We start from the raw sequence: 22,322 nt of genomic DNA, 5'->3' as shown, positions 1-22,322 counted from the left end.
CTCCGGATGCTTCCGCCGTTCGAGCCGCCCGCCGTGCTCACAGGCTCGTCACTTCCTGCAGGCGGTTTCTGAGCGAGACACCTGTCTCCGGGTGGTACTGGAGGACGTGGGAGGGCTGGACGTACACCGTGGCCGGGCTGCCCGTGGCGGGATGGGTCCCGCCGTCCTCCTTGACCAGCAGCCGGATATCGGCACCGTGGCAGCGGACGATGAACCGGCTGTGCAGGCCGTGATAGGTCTTCGAGACGACAGTTCCCTGCACCGGGACGGCCGAGCCGTTGCCGCCGGCGGGATCCAGCGATGCCTTTTCCACGCGAAGGTAGGAGTTGGCCGCGGGATCGAGGACGTGGCTTGACTGCCGGTTCAGCTCAGCGACGAACCCGGCCGTCAGGCGTGAACTGTCCCCGATGAAATTGCAGACGAACTCGGTGGCGGACTCGTCGTAGATGCTCTGCGGAGTGCCGATCTGTTCCACCACCCCCTTGTTGAAGACGGCCACCCGGTCGCTCATCGCCAGGGCCTCGTCCTGGTCATGGGTGACGTAGACCGTGGTGATGCCGAACTCGCTTTGAAGATCCTTGAGCTGCTGCCTGAGCTGGTGGCGAAGCTTGGCGTCCAGATTGGAGAGCGGCTCGTCGAGCAACAGGATCTTGGGCTGCAGCACGAGCGCCCGGGCGACCGCGACGCGCTGCTGCTGTCCGCCGGACAGCTCCGCCACGTTTTTGCGCAGCTGGTCCTCGGAGAGGTCAACCCGCCGGGCGATATCGCGGACGAGGCGGTCACTTTCGGCCGGCTTCTCCTTGCGCACCCGGAGGCCGAAGGCGATGTTCTCCCACACGCTCATGCTGGGGAACAGGGCGTAGTTCTGGAACACCATGCCGACCTGGCGCTTGTCGCTCGGGAGCCGGGTGACGGCCTTGCCGTCGACATAGACCTCGCCGGCGGACGGCTCAATGAATCCCGCCAGGGTGCGGAGCGCGGTCGTCTTCCCGCAGCCCGAGGGTCCAAGCAGGGTGAAGAATTCCCCCGGTTCCACCTGGAGATCAAGGCTGGGGATGGCGGTGAAGTCGCCGAAGGTGACTTCGATGTTCTCGAAACGGATCATGGCAACCTGTCCTTGGCTGGCGGCGAAGCGGGGTGTCCAACGGAAAAAGCGCGGGCTGCAGCCGGCTGGCCGGCGGCAGCCCGCGCTCGGGTCAGCTCATGTATTCCAGTTCGATCTTTTCCACCCAGGCGCCCATGTTCTCCTGCACGAAGGTCCAGTCGATGTCCTGCTGTTTGAGCGTGTTGAAGAATTCGACGACCTCGGGCTTGGCCGTGGCCACGGCGGCCTTGTTCACCGGCATGGAGTTGAACTGCTGGGACCACTCACCCTGGGTCTTCGCGCTGCCGAACCAGTCGATGAACTTGAGGGCCTCGTCCTGCTTGTCCGTTCCCTTGACCAGGGCGACCTGCTCGATGGCCAGCGGTACGCCCACGGAAGGCATCACGGTCGCCACATCGACGCTGAACGACTTTTCACGTTCGAGAATGATTGAGGAGGGCATCTGTCCCATGTCCGTGTCCCCCGCGGCGATGCGGGCGAAGAGGTCGGTCTTGGCCACGGCCGGTGTCCCGTTCTTGAAGTACGCTTCGACCTGCTGCCACCCCTCGTCCGAGACGCCCAGGTCGCCGGTCTCGTCCTTGTACCGCGTCAGGATGCTGGCGAAGACCAGCTGCGCGGTGGCCGTCCCGAGGCCGGTCACCCGCTCGTAGCGGGATTTGAACTTGTCCTGGGTCCACAAATCGGTCCAGTCCTTGGGCGCCTCGTCCGCGCTGAATTTCTCGGTGTTGTAGCCGAGCAGGATGGCCTGCTGGACCAGCGGCCAGTACGCCTTGCTGTCGGACGGGTCGCCCTTGGCGGCGTCGACTTCCGCGGACCAGGCGGGCGTAAACGGTGCGATGGCGCCGGCGGCCTTGACCTGCTCGAAGTACATGTTGTTGAGCCCGAAGGCGACGTCCGCGATCGGGTTGTTCTTCTCCGCAATCAGCTTGTTGGTGGCGTCCGCGCCGCCGGCGCCGACAATCTCGATCTTGAAGCCGGCTTCCGCCGCCTTCGCCGTCAGCCACTCGCCACGGCCTTCACCGTTGGAATTGGTGTAGACGATCAGTGTCTCGCCGGAGGGCGGTCCCGAGGGGGCGACGGCGGCGGGCCCGGTAGCTGCTTCGGACGCGGCGGGGGCTGCGGCGCCCGCTCCACAACCGGAAAGGAGGGCGACGGCGACGGCGCCGGCAACCATGGTTTTCAATCTGCGCACGAGTGGGACTCATTCCTGAACGGGGCCAGATGGCATTTGTCCGGCCAGCCTATAGCGGACGGCGCCGGATTGAGCGGAAATGGCTATCAAATCGATGAAATAGCCTGACCTTGGCCACCGAGTCTGGCGCGTCCGGGTGAACGTCCGGCGCCCGCGGCGTCAACACGCGGTGAACATCCGGGCGCGCCCTGCTTTCCCGCCGCTGCGCCGGCCTTTCCCGGCGGTAACGGGGATCCATCGACATGCCCGGGGACCAGGAATAGCCTTAAGCCGTCCCAACAACCCGACAAAGATGACGGAGAGGTGCCCGACATGGGAGCCGCAGAAAATGCTGAACTGGTCCGGCGTGGCTACGAGGCCTTCAACGCAGGCGATATGGCGACCCTCAGCGAGTTGTTCGCGGAGGACGCCGTCTGGCACGCCGCCGGAAGTGGTGTGCTATCGGGGACCAAACAGGGGCGTGATGCAGTCTTGGCGTACTTCGGTGAACTGGGAGCGCGGACCCAGGGTTCGTTCCAGGCCAATGTCCAGGACATCGTCGGCGGGGAAAACCACACGGTAGCGATCCAGCAGACCCGCGGAGAAAGCAACGGCAGGATTCTGGACCTGGCCACCGTCGTCGCTTTTGTGGTCCGCGGCGGAAAGATTGCGGAAGGGCGGGAGTTCTCCGAGGACACGGCCAAAGGCGACGACTTCTGGGCCTGACTGGCCAGCCTGCCCTAGTCCTCCTCGAGCGTCTCCGTCAGGTGGTGCGTCGGGATCCGGTCCCGGTCGTAGGTGATCTCGGTGTACCCGTGCGGGGCGGGCTTGCCGTGCGGATCCAGGTTCACAAAGACGATTTCCTCGATGGTGAGGATGCTCTGCCGCGTGATCATGTTGCGGACTTCGGCGCGCATGGTGAGCGAGGTCCGCCCGAAGCGGGTGGCCGTGAGCCCCATCTCGATCAGATCGCCCTGGACAGCCGAACTGACGAAGTTGATCTCGGAGATGTACTTGGTGACGGCCCGGCCGTTGCCGAGCTGGAGGATGGCGTAGATCGCCGCTTCCTCGTCGATCCATTTCAGCAGGCTCCCGCCGAACAGCGTGCCGTTGGCGTTCAGGTCTTCGGGCCGCACCCACTTGCGGGTGCGGAAGGTGATGTCGGCCGGTTCCATAGTGCGAGATTAGCCGACGGCGGCGCGGCCGGCGGGAGTATGACGGGTCCGCCGGGGCCGGCACCGGCCGTAGACTCTGGGCATGGACGCTCTCTCGGTCGTCGGCGGCGGCATCGCGGGGCTGGCGCTGGCCGCATGCCTTGACCCCGGGCGCTTTCAGGTGACCGTCCACGAGCGGCGGGACGAGCCGCCGCCGGTTGAGTCGTCCCTGGCCATGTGGCCGGAAGCCCAGCAGGCCCTTGATGAGGTGGGGATTCTCCCGGCCGTCCTTGCAGCCGGGTCGGATTTTGGCGGGATGGCACTCCGGGACGGCGCCGGGACCGTCCTGCTGACGGCACGGGCACCGGGCGTCATCGGGGTGTCACGTGCTGACCTGCTCCGGCTGCTGGACGCGGCGGTGCCCGCACCGGTGGCCAGAGCCTACGGCCCGGTGGCATCACTGCCGCGTTCGGGCCTGGTGGTCGGCGCCGACGGGGTGCACAGCATTGTCCGCCGGAGGCTCTGGGGCGAACGCAGCGGGGCCAGGCTCAGCCCCTATCTTGCGCTGCGCGGCATCATCGACGAAGCGGTTCCGCCCGGCGGCGGCGGTGAATACTGGGGCCGCGGGCAGCTGTTTGGCATCACGCCCGCGTCCCGCGGCCGGACCTACTGGTACGCCTCCTACCGGTCGGGGCTGGGACCCGGCGGCATCGACGTCGAGGAGGCCCTGGCGCTCACCCGCGCGCGGCTGTGCGGCCGGGCTGCCGGCATAGACCGCGTCTTGGCCGCAGCGACGCCGGGGCGGACGCTGGCCCAACGGGTCTGGACGGTGCCCTTCCCCGGCAGCTACCAGCGGGACGGTGCGGTGCTGGTGGGGGATGCTGCGCACGGCATGACCCCCAACCTGGGGCGCGGCGCCTGCGAGGCGCTGATCGACGCCGTCACGCTCGCGGAAATGCTTGACTCCCGCCCCGTCCCGGAGGCCCTGCGGGCGTACAACCGGCGGAGGCTGCTGCGCAGCCAGGCCTTGCGCGTGGCGTCCTCCGCCATGGCGCGGCTGGCGCTCGCGGAGACTGCCCAGCCCCTGCGCGACGCGCTGCTGCGGCTGGCCGGCAGGCGCAGCAGCGCTGCTGCCCGCTGACGGGGGCAAACGCCGGACCCGCCTAGGCCATGGCGGTGTGGGCGGCGCTGTGCGAGTCGATGGCCTTCGAGTAGCAGTAGGAGTGCTCCACACCGATGTACGGCCCGAAGTTCGGCACCGGCACAAAGCCGGAGTTCTGGTAGAACTGCCGGCCGTCAGTCTGCACCGAGCCGGCCTCCGCGGTGATGGACGTGATGCCGAGGCTGTGCGCGTGCGCTTCCAGGGCCGCGAGGATGGAGCTGGCCACCCCGGAACCGCGGGTGTACGGGAGCACGTAAAGCCGCTTGATCTCGGCGGTGTGCGCGTCGAGGATGCGCAGGCCGCCGCACCCCACGGGCTGACCGGAGGCCTTGTCGTGGGCGACGAGGAACACGGCCGTGTCAGCCTCCGACGGCGGCGGGCCGGGTTCATGGTCGCTCGTGCCGAAGCGGGCGTCGAGTTCGGCCTGCTGGGCTGCACGGAGATCCGCGCCCACCGGGTTGGCCCAGGTGACCTGCCGGATGTTGAGCCGCGGGTTGGTCTGCATGGCTGCCTCGCTTCGCCGAAGGGTTATGCAGATCAACGGTAGGCACCGCCGGTTTCGGCCGTGTTTCCTGCGCGTTAGGGTTCGGAGAATTCAGCTACAGCCTGCCGCCGGCCGGGTCCTCCGCCGCCGGGTCCACCAGTGCCAGGCCGCCGACCGGACTGTCATCCCAGTGGATGAGCCGCCAGCCGGCGTCGGGATCCCCTTCCAAAGCCACAATCCCGGTGTTGGCGAGAGCGTGGCGGGCGGCGAAGCCGGCCTCCACGTTGCTGGCCCGAAGGCCGGCCCAGACGCGGATCGCGGCGCCGTGGCTGACCACAGCCACCGTCGCGGTGTCGCCGCCGGCCGCGGCGGCGATCCGTGTGATCGAGGCGTCGTAGCGTTCGAAGAAGTCGTGCCCGCTGGGCCCGGCAGGCATCCTGCGGTGCAGTTCCCCTGCCGCCCAGCCGAACACGGTTCCAAGGTAGCGCAGGTGCGATTTCTTGTCGGTGAGCTTCTCCAGGGACCCGGCCTCGATCTCCCGCAGGCCCTCCAGCACCTCGATCTCCAGGCCCCGGACGGCTGAAAGCGGCGCGGCCGTGATCTGGGTGCGGATCAGTGTGGAGGCGAAGAGAAGGTCGATCTGCTCATTCGCCAGGGACCGCGCCAACGCGGCGGCCTGCCGTTCGCCGAGCTCGGTCAGCCCGGGGCCCGGGTGGGCGGTGTCCAGCTGGCCCAGGACGTTGCCGGGCGTCTGGCCGTGGCGGATGAGCAGGAGCCTCATGCGAGGTGGTCCACCAGCTTGTCCGCGATGCCGGTGTACTTGCCGGGGGTCAGGGCCAGCAGCCGGGCCTCGGCGTCCGCCGACAGGCCCAGGCTCTGGACGAATTCCTGCATCCTGGCGGCGTCGACGCGCTGCCCGCGGGTCAGGTCCTTGAGCCGCTCGTAGGGGTTTTCCATGCCTTCGATGCCGGCGATGGCCTCGGCGCGCATGACCATCTGGATGGCTTCGCCCAGGACTTCCCAGTTGGTGTCGAGGTCCGCGGCCAGCACGTCCTCGGCGACCTTCAGGCGGTCCAGGCCCTTGGCCACGTTGGAGATGGCAAGCAGGGAGTGGCCGAAGGCGACGCCGATGTTGCGCTGCGAGGAGGAATCGGTGAGGTCCCGCTGCCAGCGCGAGGTGACCAGGGTGGAGCCCAGGACATCGAACAGCCCGGAGGAGATCTCCAGGTTGGCCTCGGCGTTCTCGAAGCGGATCGGGTTGACCTTGTGCGGCATCGTGGAGGAACCGGTGGCGCCGGCGACCGGGATCTGCACGAAATAGCCGATCGAGATGTAGCTCCAGATGTCCGTGCAGACGTTGTGCAGGATTCGGTTGAACCGCGCGACGTCGGCGTACAGCTCCGCCTGCCAGTCATGGCTTTCGATCTGCGTGGTCAGCGGGTTCCAGCTCAGGCCCAGGCCTTCAACGAAGCTCTTGGCGACGTGCTCCCAATCGGCGCCCGGGACGGAGGCCACGTGGGCCGCATAGGTGCCGGTTGCGCCGTTGATCTTGCCGAGGTATTCGGTCCGGGCGATGCGGTCCAGCTGGCGGGTCAGGCGGTGCGCGATGACGGCCAGTTCCTTGCCGAGGGTGGTGGGGGTGGCCGGCTGGCCGTGCGTGCGGGAAAGCATCGGCACGGCCCGGTTGTCCCCGGCCATGGCGCTGATCTGTGCGACGAGCTGCCGGGCGGCGGGCAGCCAGACGTCCTCCACGGCGCCCTTGATGCCCAGGGCGTAGGAGAGGTTGTTGATGTCCTCGGATGTGCAGCCGAAGTGCACCATGGCGGTCAGGGGTTCGATGCCGATCCCCGGCAGGCGGCGGCCGATGTAGTACTCGACGGCCTTGACGTCGTGCACGGTGACGGCTTCGATGTCCGCCAGCTCGGCAACCGAGCCGGCGTCGAATTCGGTGACGATGGCGCGCAGCTTCTCCTGCTGCTCGGCGGTCAGCGGCCCGGCGCCGGGGAGCACGCTGTTGCCGGTCAGGTGGATGAGCCATTCAACCTCGACGGCGACCCGGTCGCGGTTGAGGGCGGCCTCGGAGAGGTAGTCGACCAGCGGCGCGACGGCGGACTGGTACCGGCCGTCCAGCGGGCCGAGCGCGATCTGTTGTGAGGACGCGGCAAGGGCCAGGCGTCCGGACGGCGTGCGGGTATCGGCTGTGGCGGCAGTTTCAGGCATGCTCCGATTCTTTCACGAAGTCCCGCCGGGCCTTAAGCGCGGTGATCCATGTGACTTCCGGCCGGGGTTCCCGGTGCTACCTGCGGTTCGACCGGCAGTTGTCCACATGGCCGGGCGGGGGGCTTCAGGCCGTGCGCGGGGGTCCCTAAGGTCGGTGATATGACCAGCGGGAGCGCCGACATCGGCGCCCACACCAGCAACAACCCCGGAGGCGGAGGGGTGTCCGCGGGGGGTGTCCTGGCCTCGGATGCCGGGGCGTGCGCCTCGCGCAGCTACGAGGTCCGGCAGCTCGCTGCCCGGGTGGCCGCCTGCGCAGACCACACCGACGCGGTGCTCGCTGGCCTGGCCCGCGTGGAACTGCAGAGCTGGCAGTCCCCGGCGGGACGGGCCTACCGGACGGCGGTGTCCCTGCAGGCCGCCTCCCTGCGCCGCAGCCGCGCAGCCCTGCAGGAGGCAGCCGCCGCCGTGCTCCGGCATGCCCGGAACGTGGCTCTGTCCCCGGGGCGGCCGGGGCCCTGATGGCGGAGGTGTCGCCGGCCGGATCCGGCGGAGCGCCCGTCCCCGCCGCTCCGGCGGACGGGATGCTGCGGATCCGCGGCGGAGTGGGCGGCCTCAGTTTCTCGTTCGAGGAGCTGATGGCAGGCGCCACGGCCCTGGACGGCCTCGTCCGGGAACTGGCTGACGCGGAGGCGGAGGCAGAACGGGTGCGCCGCGCGCTGTTCCCCTTCCAGTCCGACTCGTACGCCTCCGGCAGCGCTGCGATTACCGCCGTCGGGGAGGGAGCGCAGGCCATCGGCCGCGTCCGGACGGAGCTGGAGCGACTCTGCAGTGAGGTCCGGGCGAGCCACCGGGAGTACGAGTCCGCCGAGGCCAGGAACACCCTGCTCCTGCGGATCGGCCGGACCGGCCCCGGATACGGGCCACTGTGGGGTCTGGCGGGCCTGCCGCCGCTGACCATCCGCGACACGGTGGAGGACGAGTTCTCGCTGGCGCCCGGAAGGCTGGCGCTGCTGCTGGGCCTGCCGGCCGGGGGACCGGCGGCAGGGGGACCGGCGGGCGGTGTCCGGGCCGCGATCCGGGGACTGGCGGACGCGCCGGGCCTGGACTTCCTGCGGCCCCGGCCCGTCCGGATCGCGGGCCGGGAGACCCGGACGGAGGAGGTCGATGTCTCACCGGCCGGGCTGCTGCTGCGGGCCGGGGACGTCGGCCGGAACAGCGGCGAGATTGAGGTCCTCCGGCTGGGGGAGCGCGGCAACCGCGCCTGGGCGGTAATCATCCCCGGAACGCAGCTGGACGGACTGCCGCAGGGCACCAATCCCTTCGACGCCGCCGGTATCGCAGAGGGCCTCGGCTACGACTCGGCAGAGACCGCAGCGGCCATCCGTCAGGCCCTGGCGGAGGCCGGCGCCGAGGCGGGCGACCAGGTGGCCGCCGTCGGCTACAGCCAGGGCGGCATCCACGCCATGAACCTCGGCCGGGACCGCGCGTTTCTGGCCGACTACGAGCTGAAGTTCGTGCTCACGGCAGGGTCCCCCGTGGGCGGGATCGAGCCCGGGCCCGGCACCGGCAGCCTGCACCTGGAACACGAGCAGGACTGGGTGCCCGGGGCGGACGGGACGCCCAACCCGGACCTGTTGGACCGGGTGACCGTCACTTTGACCACTCCGATCCCCGGACATGAATGGCTGGGGCCGGGGATGGGGCCCGGCCACGCTATGGACCGCTACGCAGACGGCGCCCGGGACGTTGCGGCCAGCCGGGATCCATCACTCCAGGCGTCGACCGCCGCGTTCGCCGCCGTGGTCGGCGCGGGCGGAACCGCCACGGTGACCCGCTTCTCGCTCCGGCGCGACGCCGTGCCGCCCCAGCGGGGAACGCCCGTCGCTCCGGGGCCGCGGCGCAGCCCGGGAGGGACTTCCCCGGACTCCGCCCGGCAGCCCGCGGCATAGGGACCAGTTCCCGCCCCTCGTTCCCGCCCGCGCCGGGGTTCCGGGCGACGTCCCTAACGGTCGAGCGCGGGGAGGAAGCTCGCTACGAGGGACACCGCACTGATAATGAGGGCGGCGAACACCGCCGTCCACCAGAAGCTGTCAATGGTGAAGTGCACGGTGGTGTAGCTGCTGATCCAGGACGTCAGATAAAGCATCCCCGCGTTGATGACGACCGTGAAAAGGCCCAGCGTGAGGATGGTGATCGGCAGCGACAGGAGGCTGACGATCGGCTTGACGAAGGCGTTGACGAGGCCGAAGATCAGGCCGATGAACAGGTAGCCCAGGATGATGCTGATGGTGCTGTCGCTCGCGGTGGAGATATCCAGGCCGGTGAGGATCCAACACGCGATGGCCAGGGCCAGCCCGTTGACGATGACTCGTACGATGAAGGAGCGCATGGGCTCATGCTGTCACAGGCCCGGCGGCAGCGGCAGGGACCATATCCCCCTCTTGCGGCAGCCCGAAGTAGGCTAGTTGGCATGACTTCATCAGAGAACACTGCCGGGGGCATCAGGCCCCGTCCGGTGGTAGACCTCCTTCCCCGCTACGCGGCCGGCAAACCGCCGGTCCCCGTCGAGGGACTGGTCAGCTACAAGCTTTCCTCCAACGAAAACCCGCTGCCCCCGATCCCTGCAGTGCAGCAGGCCATCGCGGCGCAGACCGACTTCAACCGCTACCCGGATCCGCTGAGCAGCAAGCTTCGCGCCGCTCTCTCCCAGTTCCTGGCGGTTCCCGCCGAGGACATCGTCACCGGCGCCGGAAGCCTCGGCGCGCTGAACCAGCTGCTGGCCACCTTCGCCGGGCAGAACGACGACGGCAAGCCCGACGAGGTCATCTACGCCTGGCGCTCCTTCGAGGCGTACCCGATCTGCGTCGGCCTGGCCGGCGCCGAGAGCGTCCGGATCCCGCTGACCGGCGAGGGCCGCCACGATCTCGACGCCATGGCCGCCGCGGTAACGGCGCGCACCCGGATGATCCTGCTGTGCACGCCCAACAACCCCACCGGACCGATCCTGACCACCGAGGAAACCGAGCGCTTCATCAAACGGGTTCCCTCCGACGTCGTCGTGGTCATCGATGAGGCGTACCAGGAATTCGTCCGCGACGAGCAGGCCGTCGACGGCATCGAAATGTACCGGAAGTACCCCAACGTCGCAGTCCTGCGGACCTTCTCCAAGGCCCATGGCCTGGCCGGGCTGCGGGTCGGCTACAGCGTGTCCCAACCGGACCTCACGCAGCATCTGCGGGTTTCGGCCACCCCCTTCGCCGTGTCCCAGATCGCCGAAATCGCGGCGGTGACCTCGCTGGAGCACTTCGGCGAGGTTGTAGAAAGGGTACAAAGCCTCGTGGATGAACGGGACCGCGTCACCGCCGGCCTGCGGGACCTTGGCTGGTTTGTGCCGGAGGCCCAGGGCAACTTCGTGTGGCTCAATCTCGGTGCGGACAGTGCGGAGTTCGCCGCAATGGCAGGGGAACGGGCCCTCTCCGTCCGCGCCTTCGCCAACGAGGGTGTGCGGGTCAGCATCGGCGAGACCGAGGCCAACACCCGCTTCCTGGAACTCTGTGCGATCTATACAAAACCACCGATGCGTTCCTAGCGCTTAACATAACGGCCGCCGCCAACCGGCTGCGGATAAAGTAGGGACGAGTTAGCCAATATATATGCCGGGCCGGGAATGTATTACCGGTCCGGCATATATCCCAGCGATTGCGGCGCATTCGGATGCGGCAAGCAAGGAGACGGTATGGGCGCCACACATCTGCCCGCTACCGAGTTCGATGGAACCGATGTAGAGGACCGGCTTGAGGCCGAGGCCGAAGCCCGCCTGGGTGATCCGGCCGAGCCGATGGTGCAGCTCCTCGGTCCCGATGGCACGCTCGGTTCCGATCCCGTGTTTTCGGACTACGCCGAGCGGCTTGACCCGGAGAAACTGCGCGGATTCTATGCCGACATGGCGAAAATCCGCCGCTTCGACGTCGAGGCCACCGCGCTGCAGCGGCAGGGCCAGCTGGCCCTCTGGGTTCCGCTCACCGGTCAGGAGGCCGCCCAGATAGGATCCGGCCGGGCCAGCCAGCCGCAGGACTACATCTTTCCCACCTACCGCGAACACGGCGTCGCCCTGACCCGCAACGTGGACCTGGCCGAACTGCTGCGACAGTTCCGCGGCGTCTCCAACGGTGGCTGGAACCCCAAGGACACCAACTTCCACCTCTACACCCTGGTCCTCGCGGCGCAGACCCCGCATGCGGTCGGCTACGCGATGGGGATCCAGCGCGACCAGAAGTTCGCGGCGTCGGCCGCACTCGCGGACGGAACGGCCGGCCAGGCCCCGGAGCCCAAGGCTGCCGTCATGGTCTACTTCGGCGACGGCGCCAGCTCCGAAGGCGACGTCCATGAGTCCATGGTCTTCGCGGCTTCCTACAAGGCCCCCGTCGTGTTCTTCTGCCAGAACAACCACTGGGCGATCTCCGTTCCCAGCTCCGTGCAGACCCGCATCCCGCTCGCCAACCGGGCCAAGGGCTACGGCTTCCCGGGCATCCGGGTGGACGGCAATGACGTGATCGCCGTCCATGCCGTCACCGAGTGGGCGCTGGAACGTGCCCGCGAGGGCGGGGGCCCGGTGCTGATCGAGGCGTTCACCTACCGCGTCGGTGCCCACACCACGGCCGATGATCCCACCAAATACCGGGAATCCGCCGAGGAGAGCCGGTGGCGGGCCAAGGATCCGCTGGAGCGCCTGGAGAAGTACCTCCGCGCCAAGGGAATGGCCGACGACGCCTTCTTCGAGCAGGTCAGGGCCGACGGCGACGAACTCGCCGCCTACGTCCGCAAGACCACCTACGATCTCGAAACTCCGGACATCCGGACGGCCTTCGCCAATGCCTATGTGGAGGCGCACCCGCTGGTGGCCGAGGAGCTGGCCTGGTTCGAGGAGTACAGCGCGGGATTCGCCGACGAAGCGACCACCGACGAGTCAAAGCCCCGTGAGGCAGCCCGGGCGGAAGGTGCGGCCAACTGATGACGACCATGACCATTGCCAAGGCCATCAATGAAGGCCTCCGCGCGACGCTGAACAACAACCCCCGCGCCCTGCTCATGGGCGAGGACATCGGACCCCTGGGCGGCGTGTACCGCGTCACTGACGGCCTGATCGCGGAGTTCGGCGCCGACCGCGTGGTGGATACACCGCTGGCGGAATCCGGCATCATCGGCACCGCGATCGGCCTGTCCCTGCGCGGCTACCTGCCCGTCTGCGAAATTCAGTTCGACGGCTTCGTGTTCCCGGGCTTCAACCAGATCACCACCCAGCTGGCAAAAATGCACTCCCGCAGCAACGGCAACCTGACCGTTCCGGTTGTCATCCGGATCCCCTACGGCGGCGGCATCGGCTCGATCGAGCACCATTCGGAATCCCCGGAGGCGCTGTTCGCCCACACGGCCGGCCTGCGGATCATTACCCCGTCCAACCCGCACGACGCCTACTGGATGATCCAGCAGGCCGTCGACTGCCAGGACCCCGTCATCGTCTTCGAACCGAAGCGACGCTACTGGCTCAAGGGAGCGGTCGACACGGAATCCCCCGGAACGTCCGCGGACCCGTTCAAGGCACATGTGCTGCGTGAGGGAACGGACGCCACCGTCGTGGTCTACGGACCCCTGGTCCCGGTCGCCCTGGCAGCTGCCAACGCTGCCGCCGAGGACGGCCGCAGCGTCGAAGTGATCGACCTGCGTTCCATCTCGCCGATCGACTTCGACACCGTCACGGACTCCGTCAGGAAGACGGGCCGGCTGATCGTGGCCCACGAGGCCCCGACGTTTGGCGGAATCGGCGGCGAAATAGCAGCCCGGGTCAGCGAGCGTGCCTTCCACTCACTCGAGGCACCCGTCATCCGCGTTGGCGGATTCCACATGCCCTACCCGGTGGCCAAGGTGGAGGAGGACTACCTCCCGGACATCGACCGCATCCTTGAGGCACTGGACCGCGCCCTTTCCTACTGACCGCTTCCCGCTGAGGCGCCTTCTCCCAACAAGGACAACATGACACTCCACAAGTTCAACCTCCCCGATGTGGGCGAAGGGCTGACCGAAGCCGAGATCGTCGCCTGGAAGGTCAAGCCCGGCGACACGGTGGCCATCAACGATGTCCTGTGCGAAATCGAGACCGCAAAATCCCTGGTCGAGCTGCCCTCGCCCTTCGCCGGCACCGTCACCGAGCTGCTCGTCCCCGAGGGCCTGACCGTTGACGTCGGGACACCGATCATCAGCGTGAGCGACGCGGCACCCTCCGCCCCGGCTCCGGCCTCCCGGCCGGCACCCGACGCTCCGCTGTACGGAAAGCTGGATGCGGACACCTCCGACGCCGGCGAATCGGCCGGGGGTCCGGCCGGCGGTCCGCTGGTGGGTTCCGGTCCCAAGGCGGACGCCGTCAAGCGCCGCCGGCGGGTGGCGGCGCCGGCCGCGCAGCCGGCGGCCGCGTCGGGCTCCGTCGCCGGGCCGGTCCCGCTCGCCGAGCCTGTGGAGGCCCACGACATCTGGATCAGCCCGGAGGCCGTTTCCCACGCGGAGCGCCCGGCCCCAGCGGACAGCATCGACGTCCGGCCCACCCTCGGCGGTGCCATCAGCGGCCTGGTCAGTCGGGTCCTGGCCAAGCCTCCCGTGCGCAAAATCGCCCGCGACCTGGGCATCGACCTGGCTGACGTCGTCCCCACCGGCGCCCGCGGCGAAGTGACCCGCGAGGACCTGGTGAGCTACCAGGCGCAGCGCGACGCCGAGGTCGACAAGGCGGACACCTTCTGGGGCAAGACCGGCCGCCCGCAGGAACAGCGGATCGAACGGATCCCGGTCAAGGGCGTCCGCAAGGCCACGGCGCGGGCCATGGTTGAGTCCGCCTTCGCGGCACCGCACGTCAGCATCTTCGTCGACGTCGACGCCAGCCGGACCATGGAGTTCGTCAAGCGCCTCAAGGCCTCCCGCGACTTCGAGGGCATCCGGGTCTCGCCCCTGCTCATCCTCGCCAAGGCCGTCATCTGGGCCGCGGCCCGCAACCCGAGCGTCAACGCGACCTGGGTGGACGCCCCGGACGGCAGCGACTCCGCCGAGATCCATGTCAAGCACTTTATGAACCTCGGAATCGCCGCGGCCACGCCCCGTGGCCTGATGGTCCCGAACATCAAAAACGCCCAGGATCTGTCCCTCAAGGAGCTAGCCCTGGCCCTGAACGAGCTCGCCACGACTGCGCGGGCCGGCAAAACCCAGCCGGCGCAGATGCAGGGCGGCACCCTGACGGTCACCAACATCGGCGCCCTCGGCATCGATACGGGCACGCCGATCATCAATCCCGGCGAGGTGGCGATCGTGGCCTTCGGCACCATCAAGCAGAAGCCCTGGGTCCTTGACGGCGAGGTGATTCCGCGCTGGATCACCACCCTCGGCGGCTCTTTCGACCACCGCGTGGTGGACGGCGACCTCTCGGCACGGTTCATGGCCGACGTCGCGTCGATCCTGGAAGAACCCGCCCTGCTGCTGGACTGAGCCGCCGACCCGCGCTGCGGAAGGCTGCCCGGTGGACACGACGTTCCTGCCCAGTTACTTCGGCCCTGCGCATCTGGCGCCCGCGTAGTTCCGCAGCGCACGGGGTTAATGCGCGTGCCCGCGGTCAGTAACTGGGCAGGAACGTCGCGAGGCCCGGGGCGGACCTAGCTGCCCGGGTAATTCGACAGCAGTTCGGCCATGGCCGGATCACCGCTGATCCCGGCCAGGGCGACCGCCGCGGCGAACATCACGCCGGCAAAGCCGGTCGTACACGCGGCCACCACGGCAAATGACTTCCAGTCGTCCCGGAGCAGGCTCCGCGCCGTCCCGGGCATCCGCAGGCCGGGAGAGATTCTGTTGGGGGCACTGTCCGTGGAGCCGTCGTCCAGGAACGCGATCACCCGGTCCGCTTGGCGGTCGACACGCATGGTGGTGATGTGGTTGCCGTGCCGCGCCAGGAGAATGTCGTGGCCAACGAGCTGGCGCCGCTGAAGAGTAGGCATTTTCATCCCCTAGAACTAAACAATCGCATGTCCACGCCGGTGGGGGCACTTCCAATTTTACCGCCGGTACAGGGCTGCGGCGGGACGGAATCCGCGTGAGCCTGCCCACGGGGCGTTGTGGCGCGCGTCGGCGCGCTCCTGTCCAGCCGGGCCTAACGGCACTAGAGTGGCACCAGCCGCCGCCAGCGGGGCGGACGCGGATCAAAGGAGATGTTGCGTGTTTTCGAGCCCGTTCCCCGATGTGGATATTCCCGACGTCAGCCTGTACGAGTACCTCTTTGGCGGCCTGGAGGACGCGGACCTGGATCGGATCGCCGTCGTCGACGGCACGAGCGGCGCCGAGACCAGCTACCGGACCCTCGTGGGGCAGATCGATGCCGTGGCCGGGGCCGTTGCGGCCCAGGGACTGGGCATCCACGGCGTAGCGGCGATGCTGTGCCCCAACGTCCCGGCGTTCACCGTGGTCTTCCACGGACTGCTGCGGGCCGGCGCGACGGTCACGACGATCAACTCCCTCTACACGGCAGACGAGATCGCCCTCCAGCTCGCCGACGCCGGCGCGCAGTGGCTGTTTACCGTCTCCGCCCTGCTCCCCGCGGCCAGGGAAGCCGCCACCGAGGCCGGAATCCCGGCCGACCGGCTCGTCGTCCTCGACGGCGCCGCCGGACATCCCTCGCTGCGGGACTTGCTGACCGCAGGCGCCCCGGCGCCGGACATCAGCTTCGATCCGGCCACGCACGTGGCCGTGCTGCCGTACTCGTCCGGGACGACCGGCCGGCCCAAGGGGGTCATGCTCAGCCACCGGAACCTCGTGGCCAATGCGGAGCAGTCCCGCGGGCTGCTCAAGGTCACTCCGGAAGACCGACTGCTGGCCCTGCTGCCGTTCTTCCACATCTACGGGCTGACCGTGCTGCTGAACCTTGCCCTCCGCCAGCGTGCCTGCCTGGTCACGATGCCGAAATTTGAGCTGGCCGAATTCCTGCGGATCATCCAGGACCAGAAGTGCAGCTATCTGTTCATCGCACCGCCCGTGGCCGTGGCCCTGTCCAAGCATCCGATGGTTGCCGACTATGACCTCAGCTCCGTCCACACGACCCTGTCCGGCGCGGCCCCGCTCGACGGCGAACTGGGCGGCAGGCTGGCGGAGCGCCTCGGCTGCCGGGTGCTGCAGGGCTACGGCATGACCGAGATGAGCCCCGTGTCCCACCTGATCCCGGTGGACGCCACGGAGCTGCCCGTCAGTTCGGTCGGCTACACGGTCCCCAATATGGACTGCATGCTGCTGGATCCGGCCACCGGGGAGGAAATCGAAATTCCGGCCGAGGGGACCAGCGCGCCCGGACACCTGCTGTGCCGCGGACCGAACGTGATGCTCGGCTACCTCAACCGGCCCGAGGAAACGGCGGACACCCTCGACGCCGACGGTTTCCTGCACACGGGGGACATCGCCACCGTCCGCGCAGACGGTGTGGTCACGATCGTGGACCGGCTCAAGGAACTCATCAAGTACAAGGGCTACCAGATCGCCCCGGCGGAGCTTGAAGCGCTGCTCCTCACCCACCCCGGCATCGCCGACGCCGCGGTGATCGGAACGTCCGACGCCGACGGCCAGGAGGTGCCGATGGCGTTTGTCGTGCGCCAGCCCGGGAACGACAGCGAGGGCCTCGACGAGGCCGCGGTGATGGACTATGTGGCGGCCAGGGTGGCGCCGTTCAAGAAGATCCGCCGGGTCGAGTTCATTGATGCGGTGCCAAAGTCGTCCTCCGGCAAGATCCTGCGCCGGATGCTCAAGACGGCAGGCGCAGCTACCGGATAAGCCGCATCGCCGGCGGGCCCCGACACGGGGAAACGGTGGCCGGCGGACGCCAAATCGGTCCGCCGGCCGGCGAATGTGACGCAGCTAATCCCGGGCGCCCGCCCCAGCGCGTATAGTCGGGAGTAGGTCAGGACGCGGCCATTGGAACCCCATCGTGGAGCTACCGTGCAAAAGATTCCCCCCGTCCTGCCTTCCGCCGCCCAACGCGCACACGCGATTCGAATTGTGCCGCATGCGCCGGCCCGGTCCGTCCCCCATAAGGTCGCTGACATCCGCCGGCCCTCAGCGCCCGGCAAATTTGAAATCGTCCGTGTCGACGGGGGCGGGTTCCTCATCCGCATGCTCGACGGGAACGGGGCCGTGCTGGCCCTTTCCCGGGCCTACCCCGACATCGCCGCTGCGGTGCACGGTGTCGAGGCCGTGCGCGAATGCGCTGCCGCGGCCCACATCTCGGACGAGACGGCGCGTTCCTCCGCCCCGGAACCCCTTACCCCGCCGCTTCGCTAACGCGACCGCCGCGACCGCCGACACGGAATTCGCGGACCGGCGGCTGCCGATCACCATTGGGGGTGACCGGATGCCGCCGACAGGGCCAGCGAACTCCCGCCCAGCGGTCGCGGTGCGCGCCCAGGCGGGCACCCGACTATTCGGGCACGTCCGTCTTGGCGATGTAGACGTCGCAGGGAGCGTTGTGGGCCACGGAGTTGGCAACGCTCCCGAGCACGCGGCCCAGACCCTTCATCCGACGGTTGCCGACGACAATCAGCTGGGCACCGGAACGGGCCGCCTCGTCGATCAGGGCCTCGGCCGGCTTGCCGCGGGCGGCGGCGTAGGTCACCTGAACCCCGGGCGTGCGAAGGCTGTCGGCGACGCCGCGGGCAACCTTTTCGGCCTCCCCGGCGTCGGAGACAATCCACTTGTCGCTGCCGCTGCCGAAGACCTCGGTCCGGTCGCTGTCGAACGCGCTGACCACATGAAGTGTGGCCCCGAGCGAAGTCGCCAGGTCACGGGCGGTGTGCGCGGCCTTCAGGGCAGTCTCGCTGCCGTCGACGCCGACAACAATAATTCCGGTCATGAAGTGCTCCTTGGGTCAACAAAAGTCTTCGGCCGTGCACCGATGATTCAGGCTACAGGGCCGCGATGGCTTCCCGCAGGACCGGCGCCAGCCGGCGCACCCCTTCGCGGATGGACTCCGGCGGGACGGCGCTGAAGGCCAGCCGGATCTTGTTGGACGGGTCGTCGGAATGCGTAAAGGCCGCGCCGGGAATGAACACCACGCCCGCGTCGATCGCCTTCTTCAGCAGGGGATAGGTGTCCACGCCCTCGGGAAGCGTGACCCAGACGAAAAAACCACCCTCCGGGCGGGTCCAGCTCAGGCCCGGGGGCATGTACTCGTCGAGGGCGGCCAGCATCGCGTCGCAGCGCTCCTTGTACAGACCCCGGTACGTCTCGATCTGGCCGCGCCAGTCGTAGTCGCGGAGGTAGGCGGAGACGAGCATCTGGTTGAGGGTCGGCGGGCACAACGTGACAGCCTCCGAGGCCAGGTAATAGCGGCGCTGGAGGTGCGCCGGAACGAGGGCCCAGCCGATCCGCAGCCCGGGTGCGAAGATCTTCGAAAAGGACCCCATGTAGATCACGTCGTCCGGATTGGCGGCCCGCAGCGGGGTGAGCGGTTTGCCGTCGAAGCGGAGCAGGCCGTAGGGGTTGTCCTCCAGCACCAGAATATTCGCATTGCGGCATCTGTCCACGACCTCCTGCCGCCGCTCCGCGGACAGGGTGATCCCGGAGGGGTTGTTGAAGCTCGGGATCGTGTAGAGGAACTTGATGTTCTTGCCCGCGGTCTGCAGGGCGGCGATCTTGGCCTCGAGGAGGTCCGGGATGATGCCGTCGTCGTCCATCGGCACGGTGGCAACCTGGACCTGGTACGCCTCAAAGGTGTTGAGGGCACCGACGTAGGTGGGGTCCTCGACGAGCACCACGTCGCCGGGATTGCAGAAGACCTTGGTCGCCACGTCCTGGGCGGACTGCGATCCCGCCGTGATGACGACGTTCTCGGGCTTGGCGTCCAGGATTCCCTCCGCAGCCATCACTTCGCAGACCTGGGTCCGGAGTTCCTCGGTGCCTTGGCCGCTGCCGTACTGCAGCGCGGTCATTCCTTGATCGGCAATGATTTTCGCGGCGGTCTGGCCCAGCCGTTCAAGCGGCAGGGACTGGAGGTACGGGCTGCCGCCCGCCAGCGAGACGAGGCCCGGGCGCATCGAGATGTCGAAGACATCGCGGACTGCCGATTGCCTGATATTTGCTGCGCGCTCCGAGAACAGGTCCTCGTGGCGGTGGGCGGACGTAGCCGCACGTTCGATTGCGTCAATTGCCTCGGCCGGGAGTACTTCAACGGCGGCATCAAGTGTTTCGTGGGTCACATCTCCCAGAATACAACCCTTGTTGTCACAGGGGAAACGTTTGTTTTCCCTCTGCTGCGATGGTTCGCCGGCGCCGAACACCCCCGGCCGCAGGAGGGCGGCCGGGGGTGTCTGAAGTGGAACGGGGAACTTAGGCTGCGGAGGCCGTGCGGGACACTTCCAGCGCCTCGAAGACCGCCTTGATCTGCTCAACAACCTCGGCGTCGTCCTTCGGGTGGACCTCGGCGAAGCGGACCATGGAGCCCGGGACGGCCAGCTTGACGTCCCCGAGCACGCGGGCCCCGGCGATGCCGACGGCCTTGCGGGCCTCATCCTGGGCCCACACGCCGCCGAACTGGCCGAAGGCGGTGCCGACGACGGCGGTCGGCTTGCCGCTGAGGGCGCCGGCGCCGAAGGGGCGGGACAGCCAGTCAATGGCGTTCTTGAGCGAGGCGGGCACGGTGCCGTTATGCTCCGGGGTAACCAGGAGCAGGGTGTCGGCGTCGTTCGCGGCGGCACGCAGGGCGGCTGCGGCGGCGGGAACCTGGCCCTCGACGTCGATGTCCTCGTTGTAGAACGGGATGTTGCCGAGGCTGTCGTGGATCAGGACCTCCACCTGCTCCGGGGCGTTCAGTTGGATGGCTTCAGCCAACTTCTGGTTGGTGGAATCGGCGCGCAGGCTGCCGACCAGGGTGAGAACGGTGTTCTTGGACATGTGAACTCCTAGGTGTCGCGCCGCGTGATGCTGCGGCAGGCTGATGATGGAGGCTTTGCCGGCCTTCACAGATCAAAACGGACTGCGGTCCGCTTCTATTCCCCGGGGCTAGAATGTGCGTTGTGAGCCTCATCCCAATCCGCCCGGGCCTGGAGCCTGAACGCCGCGATGCGGCCCGCAACCGCGAACTGCTGCTCCGCGCTGCCCGCGAGCTCATCGAGGAATGCGGGGCGGACGGCCTGACCATGGGCACCCTGGCGCAGCGGGCCGGCGTGGGCAAAGGGACGGTGTTCCGGCGGTTCGGCAGCCGGGCCGGGCTGATGATGACGCTGCTGAGCGACGCGGAGGCCGGGTTCCAGGGGCGGTTCATGTTCGGCCCGCCGCCGCTCGGTCCCGGCGCCCCGCCCCTAGAGCGGCTCATCGCCTTTGGCGAGGAGCGAATCGCCTGGGTGCTGGAATTCGGCGAGCTGGCCAGGGCCGCGGACGTGTCCGCCTACAACCGGTTCGACGTGCCGGCGGCCGTGCTCTGGCACCGTCATCTGGAGATGCTGCTGCGCGAAGCGGGCCTGACGGCCGACCCCTGGCTGATGGCCACCTCACTGAGTGCCGTCCTGGAACCGGAGCGGATCCTGCACGCCGTCCGCGTGCACCAGATTGCCCCGGAGCGCCTCGCCGCGTCCTGGCGCGAGCTCGTCTCGCGCGTCGTGCGCGGGGCCTAGACCGACCCGGATTCCGGCCGGGGCTGATCAAATCAATTCCCCGGAATTATTCATAACGATCTGATACCTGACTCGCGGAATGCCGGGTTCGGGCGCGTTCGGCGGCAGGGTGCATGTGATAGTTTCCTCTGGAATGTGACCCGCAACATAGTCCACCAGGACTTGCCGAAAGGCATGCGGGGCGGCCAGATACCCGCTGGCCAAGATCCCGGATCGGCAGCGGTGACCCCCTGCCGGATGGGGACTACGGAAGGATCAAGTTGTGAATCTTGTCAGGCATCCTGCGCACGCCGAGGCAGAAAACACCGTTCCGGCAGCGGCAGCGACCGCACACACAACGGCGATCCAGAACTAGCCGCCCATGCTCCGATACCTCGCCAAACGTGCCGTCACGTATGTCTTCATGATCTTCCTGACGACCACCGCCGGGTACTTCCTGGCCGTGAACACCCTGCAGCCGGCGCTGCTGGAGCAGGAGCGGATCCCGCGCCCCACCCCCGAGCAGGTGGCCAACTCGTTCCGGCTCAAGGGCCTCGACCCGGAGCTCAGCGCGTGGGAGCGCTACGTTGAGTGGCTCACGGCGATCGTCACCCGCTGGGACTGGGGGCGCAGCCCCAACGGCGCGTTCATCAACGCCGAATTCGGCGACCGCGTCTGGATCTCGACCCGGCTGTTCCTGGCCTCCATCATCCTGACCCTGATCATCGGGGTCGCCCTGGGTGTGTACACGGCAGCGCGGCAGTACAAGGCCTCGGACCGGGTCATCACCTCCTACAGCTACCTCGTCTACATCGTGCCCGCGCCGATCGCGTACTTCCTGGTGCAGCTCGGTGCCATCAACATCAACGAGACGGTCGGGGAACGCATCTTCTTTGTCACCGGCATCTCCACGCCAGGGCTGGAGGGAGGCGGCTGGGTGCAGTTCGTGGACATGCTGGCGCACTACGCGGTGCCGACCTTCGCGATCACGATCGTGGGGTGGGGCACCTACCAGATAGCCCAGCGCCAGTACCTCCTGGACAACGTCAACGCCGACTTTGTCCGGACGGCTCGGGCCAAGGGACTGACCCGGAACCAGGCCATCAGCCGCCACGCACTGCGGGTGTCCTTCATCCCCGTCGCGCAAAGCATCGCCTTCACCATCCCGGCCATTTTTGCCGGCGGCTTCTTCGCCGAGAAGATCTTCGCCTGGCACGGCGTCGGCTCCTGGAGCATCGACGCGATCGCCCTGCAGGACGTCAACGCCGCGACGGCGACGCTCGCCTACGGCTCCGTGATCTTCGCGATCGGCGCGATCCTCGCGGACTTCGCCACCACGCTGGTCGACCCGAGAGTGCGGGTGCAGTAACC

At 68.2% G+C, this 22,322-nt stretch carries 23 protein-coding genes; 12 read left to right on the top strand and 11 right to left on the bottom strand.

What is annotated here, in order from left to right; all coding sequences use genetic code 11:
- Positions 1-37: 37 nt before the first annotated feature.
- Together AC06G6_RS19660 and AC06G6_RS19655 are read right to left on the bottom strand one after the other, a co-directional pair.
- Positions 38-1,105: an ABC transporter ATP-binding protein gene (locus AC06G6_RS19660; protein WP_479824946.1), complete on the bottom strand. Its 1,068-nt coding sequence runs from the start codon at positions 1,103-1,105 to the stop codon at positions 38-40.
- Between the two features lie 91 nt (positions 1,106-1,196).
- Positions 1,197-2,297, bottom strand: coding sequence for an extracellular solute-binding protein (locus AC06G6_RS19655; protein ID WP_479824944.1), 1,101 nt, complete (start codon positions 2,295-2,297; stop codon positions 1,197-1,199).
- Positions 2,298-2,609: 312 nt separating this feature from the next.
- On the opposite strand from AC06G6_RS19655, the gene AC06G6_RS19650 reads away from it, so the two are divergent.
- Positions 2,610-3,002, top strand: a complete 393-nt coding sequence (locus tag AC06G6_RS19650; RefSeq protein WP_479824942.1) for a nuclear transport factor 2 family protein — start codon at positions 2,610-2,612, stop codon at positions 3,000-3,002.
- Between the two features lie 14 nt (positions 3,003-3,016).
- On the opposite strand, the gene AC06G6_RS19645 is transcribed toward AC06G6_RS19650, so the two are convergent.
- Positions 3,017-3,451, bottom strand: coding sequence for an acyl-CoA thioesterase (locus AC06G6_RS19645; RefSeq protein WP_082492650.1), 435 nt, complete (start codon positions 3,449-3,451; stop codon positions 3,017-3,019).
- Positions 3,452-3,533: 82 nt separating this feature from the next.
- Here AC06G6_RS19645 and AC06G6_RS19640 point away from each other — a divergent pair, with 82 nt between their 5' ends.
- Positions 3,534-4,571, top strand: coding sequence for an FAD-dependent oxidoreductase (locus tag AC06G6_RS19640; RefSeq protein ID WP_479824940.1), 1,038 nt, complete (start codon positions 3,534-3,536; stop codon positions 4,569-4,571).
- Positions 4,572-4,593: 22 nt separating this feature from the next.
- Here AC06G6_RS19640 and AC06G6_RS19635 read toward each other — a convergent pair whose 3' ends face one another.
- The 3 genes from AC06G6_RS19635 to purB form a co-directional block, all read right to left on the bottom strand.
- Positions 4,594-5,097: a GNAT family N-acetyltransferase gene (locus AC06G6_RS19635; protein WP_307456849.1), complete on the bottom strand. Its 504-nt coding sequence runs from the start codon at positions 5,095-5,097 to the stop codon at positions 4,594-4,596.
- Positions 5,098-5,191: 94 nt separating this feature from the next.
- Positions 5,192-5,857, bottom strand: coding sequence for a histidine phosphatase family protein (locus AC06G6_RS19630; protein ID WP_479824938.1), 666 nt, complete (start codon positions 5,855-5,857; stop codon positions 5,192-5,194).
- Positions 5,854-7,296, bottom strand: coding sequence for an adenylosuccinate lyase (gene purB, locus AC06G6_RS19625; protein ID WP_479824936.1), 1,443 nt, complete (start codon positions 7,294-7,296; stop codon positions 5,854-5,856). The genes AC06G6_RS19630 and purB overlap by 4 nt, the downstream gene beginning before the upstream one ends.
- A gap of 159 nt (positions 7,297-7,455) precedes the next feature.
- On the opposite strand from purB, the gene AC06G6_RS19620 reads away from it, so the two are divergent.
- Together AC06G6_RS19620 and AC06G6_RS19615 are read left to right on the top strand one after the other, a co-directional pair.
- A complete protein-coding gene (locus tag AC06G6_RS19620) occupies positions 7,456-7,815 on the top strand; it encodes a hypothetical protein (protein WP_479824934.1) in 360 nt (119 codons plus the stop codon).
- The gene (locus AC06G6_RS19615; RefSeq protein WP_479824932.1) at positions 7,815-9,245 is read left to right on the top strand and encodes a hypothetical protein; all 1,431 of its coding nucleotides are present in this window, start codon (positions 7,815-7,817) and stop codon (positions 9,243-9,245) included. Before AC06G6_RS19620 ends, AC06G6_RS19615 begins: the two co-directional genes overlap by 1 nt.
- Before the next feature lie 53 nt (positions 9,246-9,298).
- Here the strand turns inward: AC06G6_RS19615 and AC06G6_RS19610 are convergent, their stop codons facing one another.
- Positions 9,299-9,685, bottom strand: coding sequence for a phage holin family protein (locus AC06G6_RS19610; protein ID WP_479824930.1), 387 nt, complete (start codon positions 9,683-9,685; stop codon positions 9,299-9,301).
- A gap of 81 nt (positions 9,686-9,766) precedes the next feature.
- On the opposite strand from AC06G6_RS19610, the gene AC06G6_RS19605 reads away from it, so the two are divergent.
- The 4 genes from AC06G6_RS19605 (at position 9,767) to AC06G6_RS19590 (ending at position 14,820) form a co-directional block, all read left to right on the top strand.
- Positions 9,767-10,885, top strand: a complete 1,119-nt coding sequence (locus AC06G6_RS19605) for a histidinol-phosphate transaminase (RefSeq protein ID WP_479824928.1) — start codon at positions 9,767-9,769, stop codon at positions 10,883-10,885.
- Positions 10,886-11,032: 147 nt separating this feature from the next.
- Positions 11,033-12,307, top strand: a complete 1,275-nt coding sequence (gene pdhA / locus AC06G6_RS19600; RefSeq protein WP_479824926.1) for a pyruvate dehydrogenase (acetyl-transferring) E1 component subunit alpha — start codon at positions 11,033-11,035, stop codon at positions 12,305-12,307.
- Positions 12,307-13,287 (top strand): alpha-ketoacid dehydrogenase subunit beta, encoded by a 981-nt coding sequence (locus AC06G6_RS19595; RefSeq protein ID WP_479824924.1) that lies wholly within the window; start codon positions 12,307-12,309, stop codon positions 13,285-13,287. Before pdhA ends, AC06G6_RS19595 begins: the two co-directional genes overlap by 1 nt.
- A 39-nt stretch (positions 13,288-13,326) precedes the next feature.
- Positions 13,327-14,820 carry a dihydrolipoamide acetyltransferase family protein gene (locus AC06G6_RS19590; protein ID WP_479824922.1) on the top strand — a complete coding sequence of 498 codons (1,494 nt, stop codon included), beginning with the start codon at positions 13,327-13,329 and terminating at the stop codon, positions 14,818-14,820.
- Positions 14,821-14,984: 164 nt separating this feature from the next.
- Here AC06G6_RS19590 and AC06G6_RS19585 read toward each other — a convergent pair whose 3' ends face one another.
- A complete protein-coding gene (locus AC06G6_RS19585; RefSeq protein ID WP_479824920.1) occupies positions 14,985-15,323 on the bottom strand; it encodes a hypothetical protein in 339 nt (112 codons plus the stop codon).
- Between the two features lie 217 nt (positions 15,324-15,540).
- Here AC06G6_RS19585 and AC06G6_RS19580 point away from each other — a divergent pair, with 217 nt between their 5' ends.
- Together AC06G6_RS19580 and AC06G6_RS19575 are read left to right on the top strand one after the other, a co-directional pair.
- On the top strand, positions 15,541-17,139 hold the full coding sequence (locus AC06G6_RS19580; RefSeq protein WP_479824918.1) for an AMP-binding protein: 1,599 nt from the start codon (positions 15,541-15,543) through the stop codon (positions 17,137-17,139).
- 165 nt (positions 17,140-17,304) lie between these two features.
- Positions 17,305-17,646 (top strand): YegP family protein, encoded by a 342-nt coding sequence (locus tag AC06G6_RS19575; protein ID WP_479824916.1) that lies wholly within the window; start codon positions 17,305-17,307, stop codon positions 17,644-17,646.
- A gap of 136 nt (positions 17,647-17,782) precedes the next feature.
- Here the strand turns inward: AC06G6_RS19575 and AC06G6_RS19570 are convergent, their stop codons facing one another.
- The 3 genes from AC06G6_RS19570 to AC06G6_RS19560 all read right to left on the bottom strand — a co-directional run bounded on the left by AC06G6_RS19570 (position 17,783) and on the right by AC06G6_RS19560 (position 20,253).
- Entirely contained in the window at positions 17,783-18,214 is a 432-nt protein-coding gene (locus AC06G6_RS19570; protein ID WP_479824914.1) for a universal stress protein, read from the bottom strand.
- Between the two features lie 52 nt (positions 18,215-18,266).
- Complete coding sequence (locus AC06G6_RS19565) at positions 18,267-19,559, bottom strand: aminotransferase-like domain-containing protein (protein WP_479824912.1); 1,293 nt, start codon at positions 19,557-19,559, stop codon at positions 18,267-18,269.
- Positions 19,560-19,689: 130 nt separating this feature from the next.
- On the bottom strand, positions 19,690-20,253 hold the full coding sequence (locus tag AC06G6_RS19560) for an NAD(P)H-dependent oxidoreductase (protein ID WP_479824910.1): 564 nt from the start codon (positions 20,251-20,253) through the stop codon (positions 19,690-19,692).
- 122 nt (positions 20,254-20,375) lie between these two features.
- Here AC06G6_RS19560 and AC06G6_RS19555 point away from each other — a divergent pair, with 122 nt between their 5' ends.
- A complete protein-coding gene (locus tag AC06G6_RS19555) occupies positions 20,376-20,972 on the top strand; it encodes a TetR/AcrR family transcriptional regulator (protein ID WP_307456806.1) in 597 nt (198 codons plus the stop codon).
- A 361-nt stretch (positions 20,973-21,333) separates the two neighbouring features.
- A complete protein-coding gene (locus tag AC06G6_RS19550; protein WP_463900351.1) occupies positions 21,334-22,320 on the top strand; it encodes an ABC transporter permease in 987 nt (328 codons plus the stop codon).
- The last annotated feature ends 2 nt before the right edge of the window (positions 22,321-22,322 follow it).

The sequence above is a fragment of the Arthrobacter sp. CJL-S3 genome (genome assembly GCF_056711635.1).
The sequence above is the reverse complement of the archived record's forward strand: the minus strand, read 5'-3'. Positions and strand labels throughout refer to the sequence as shown.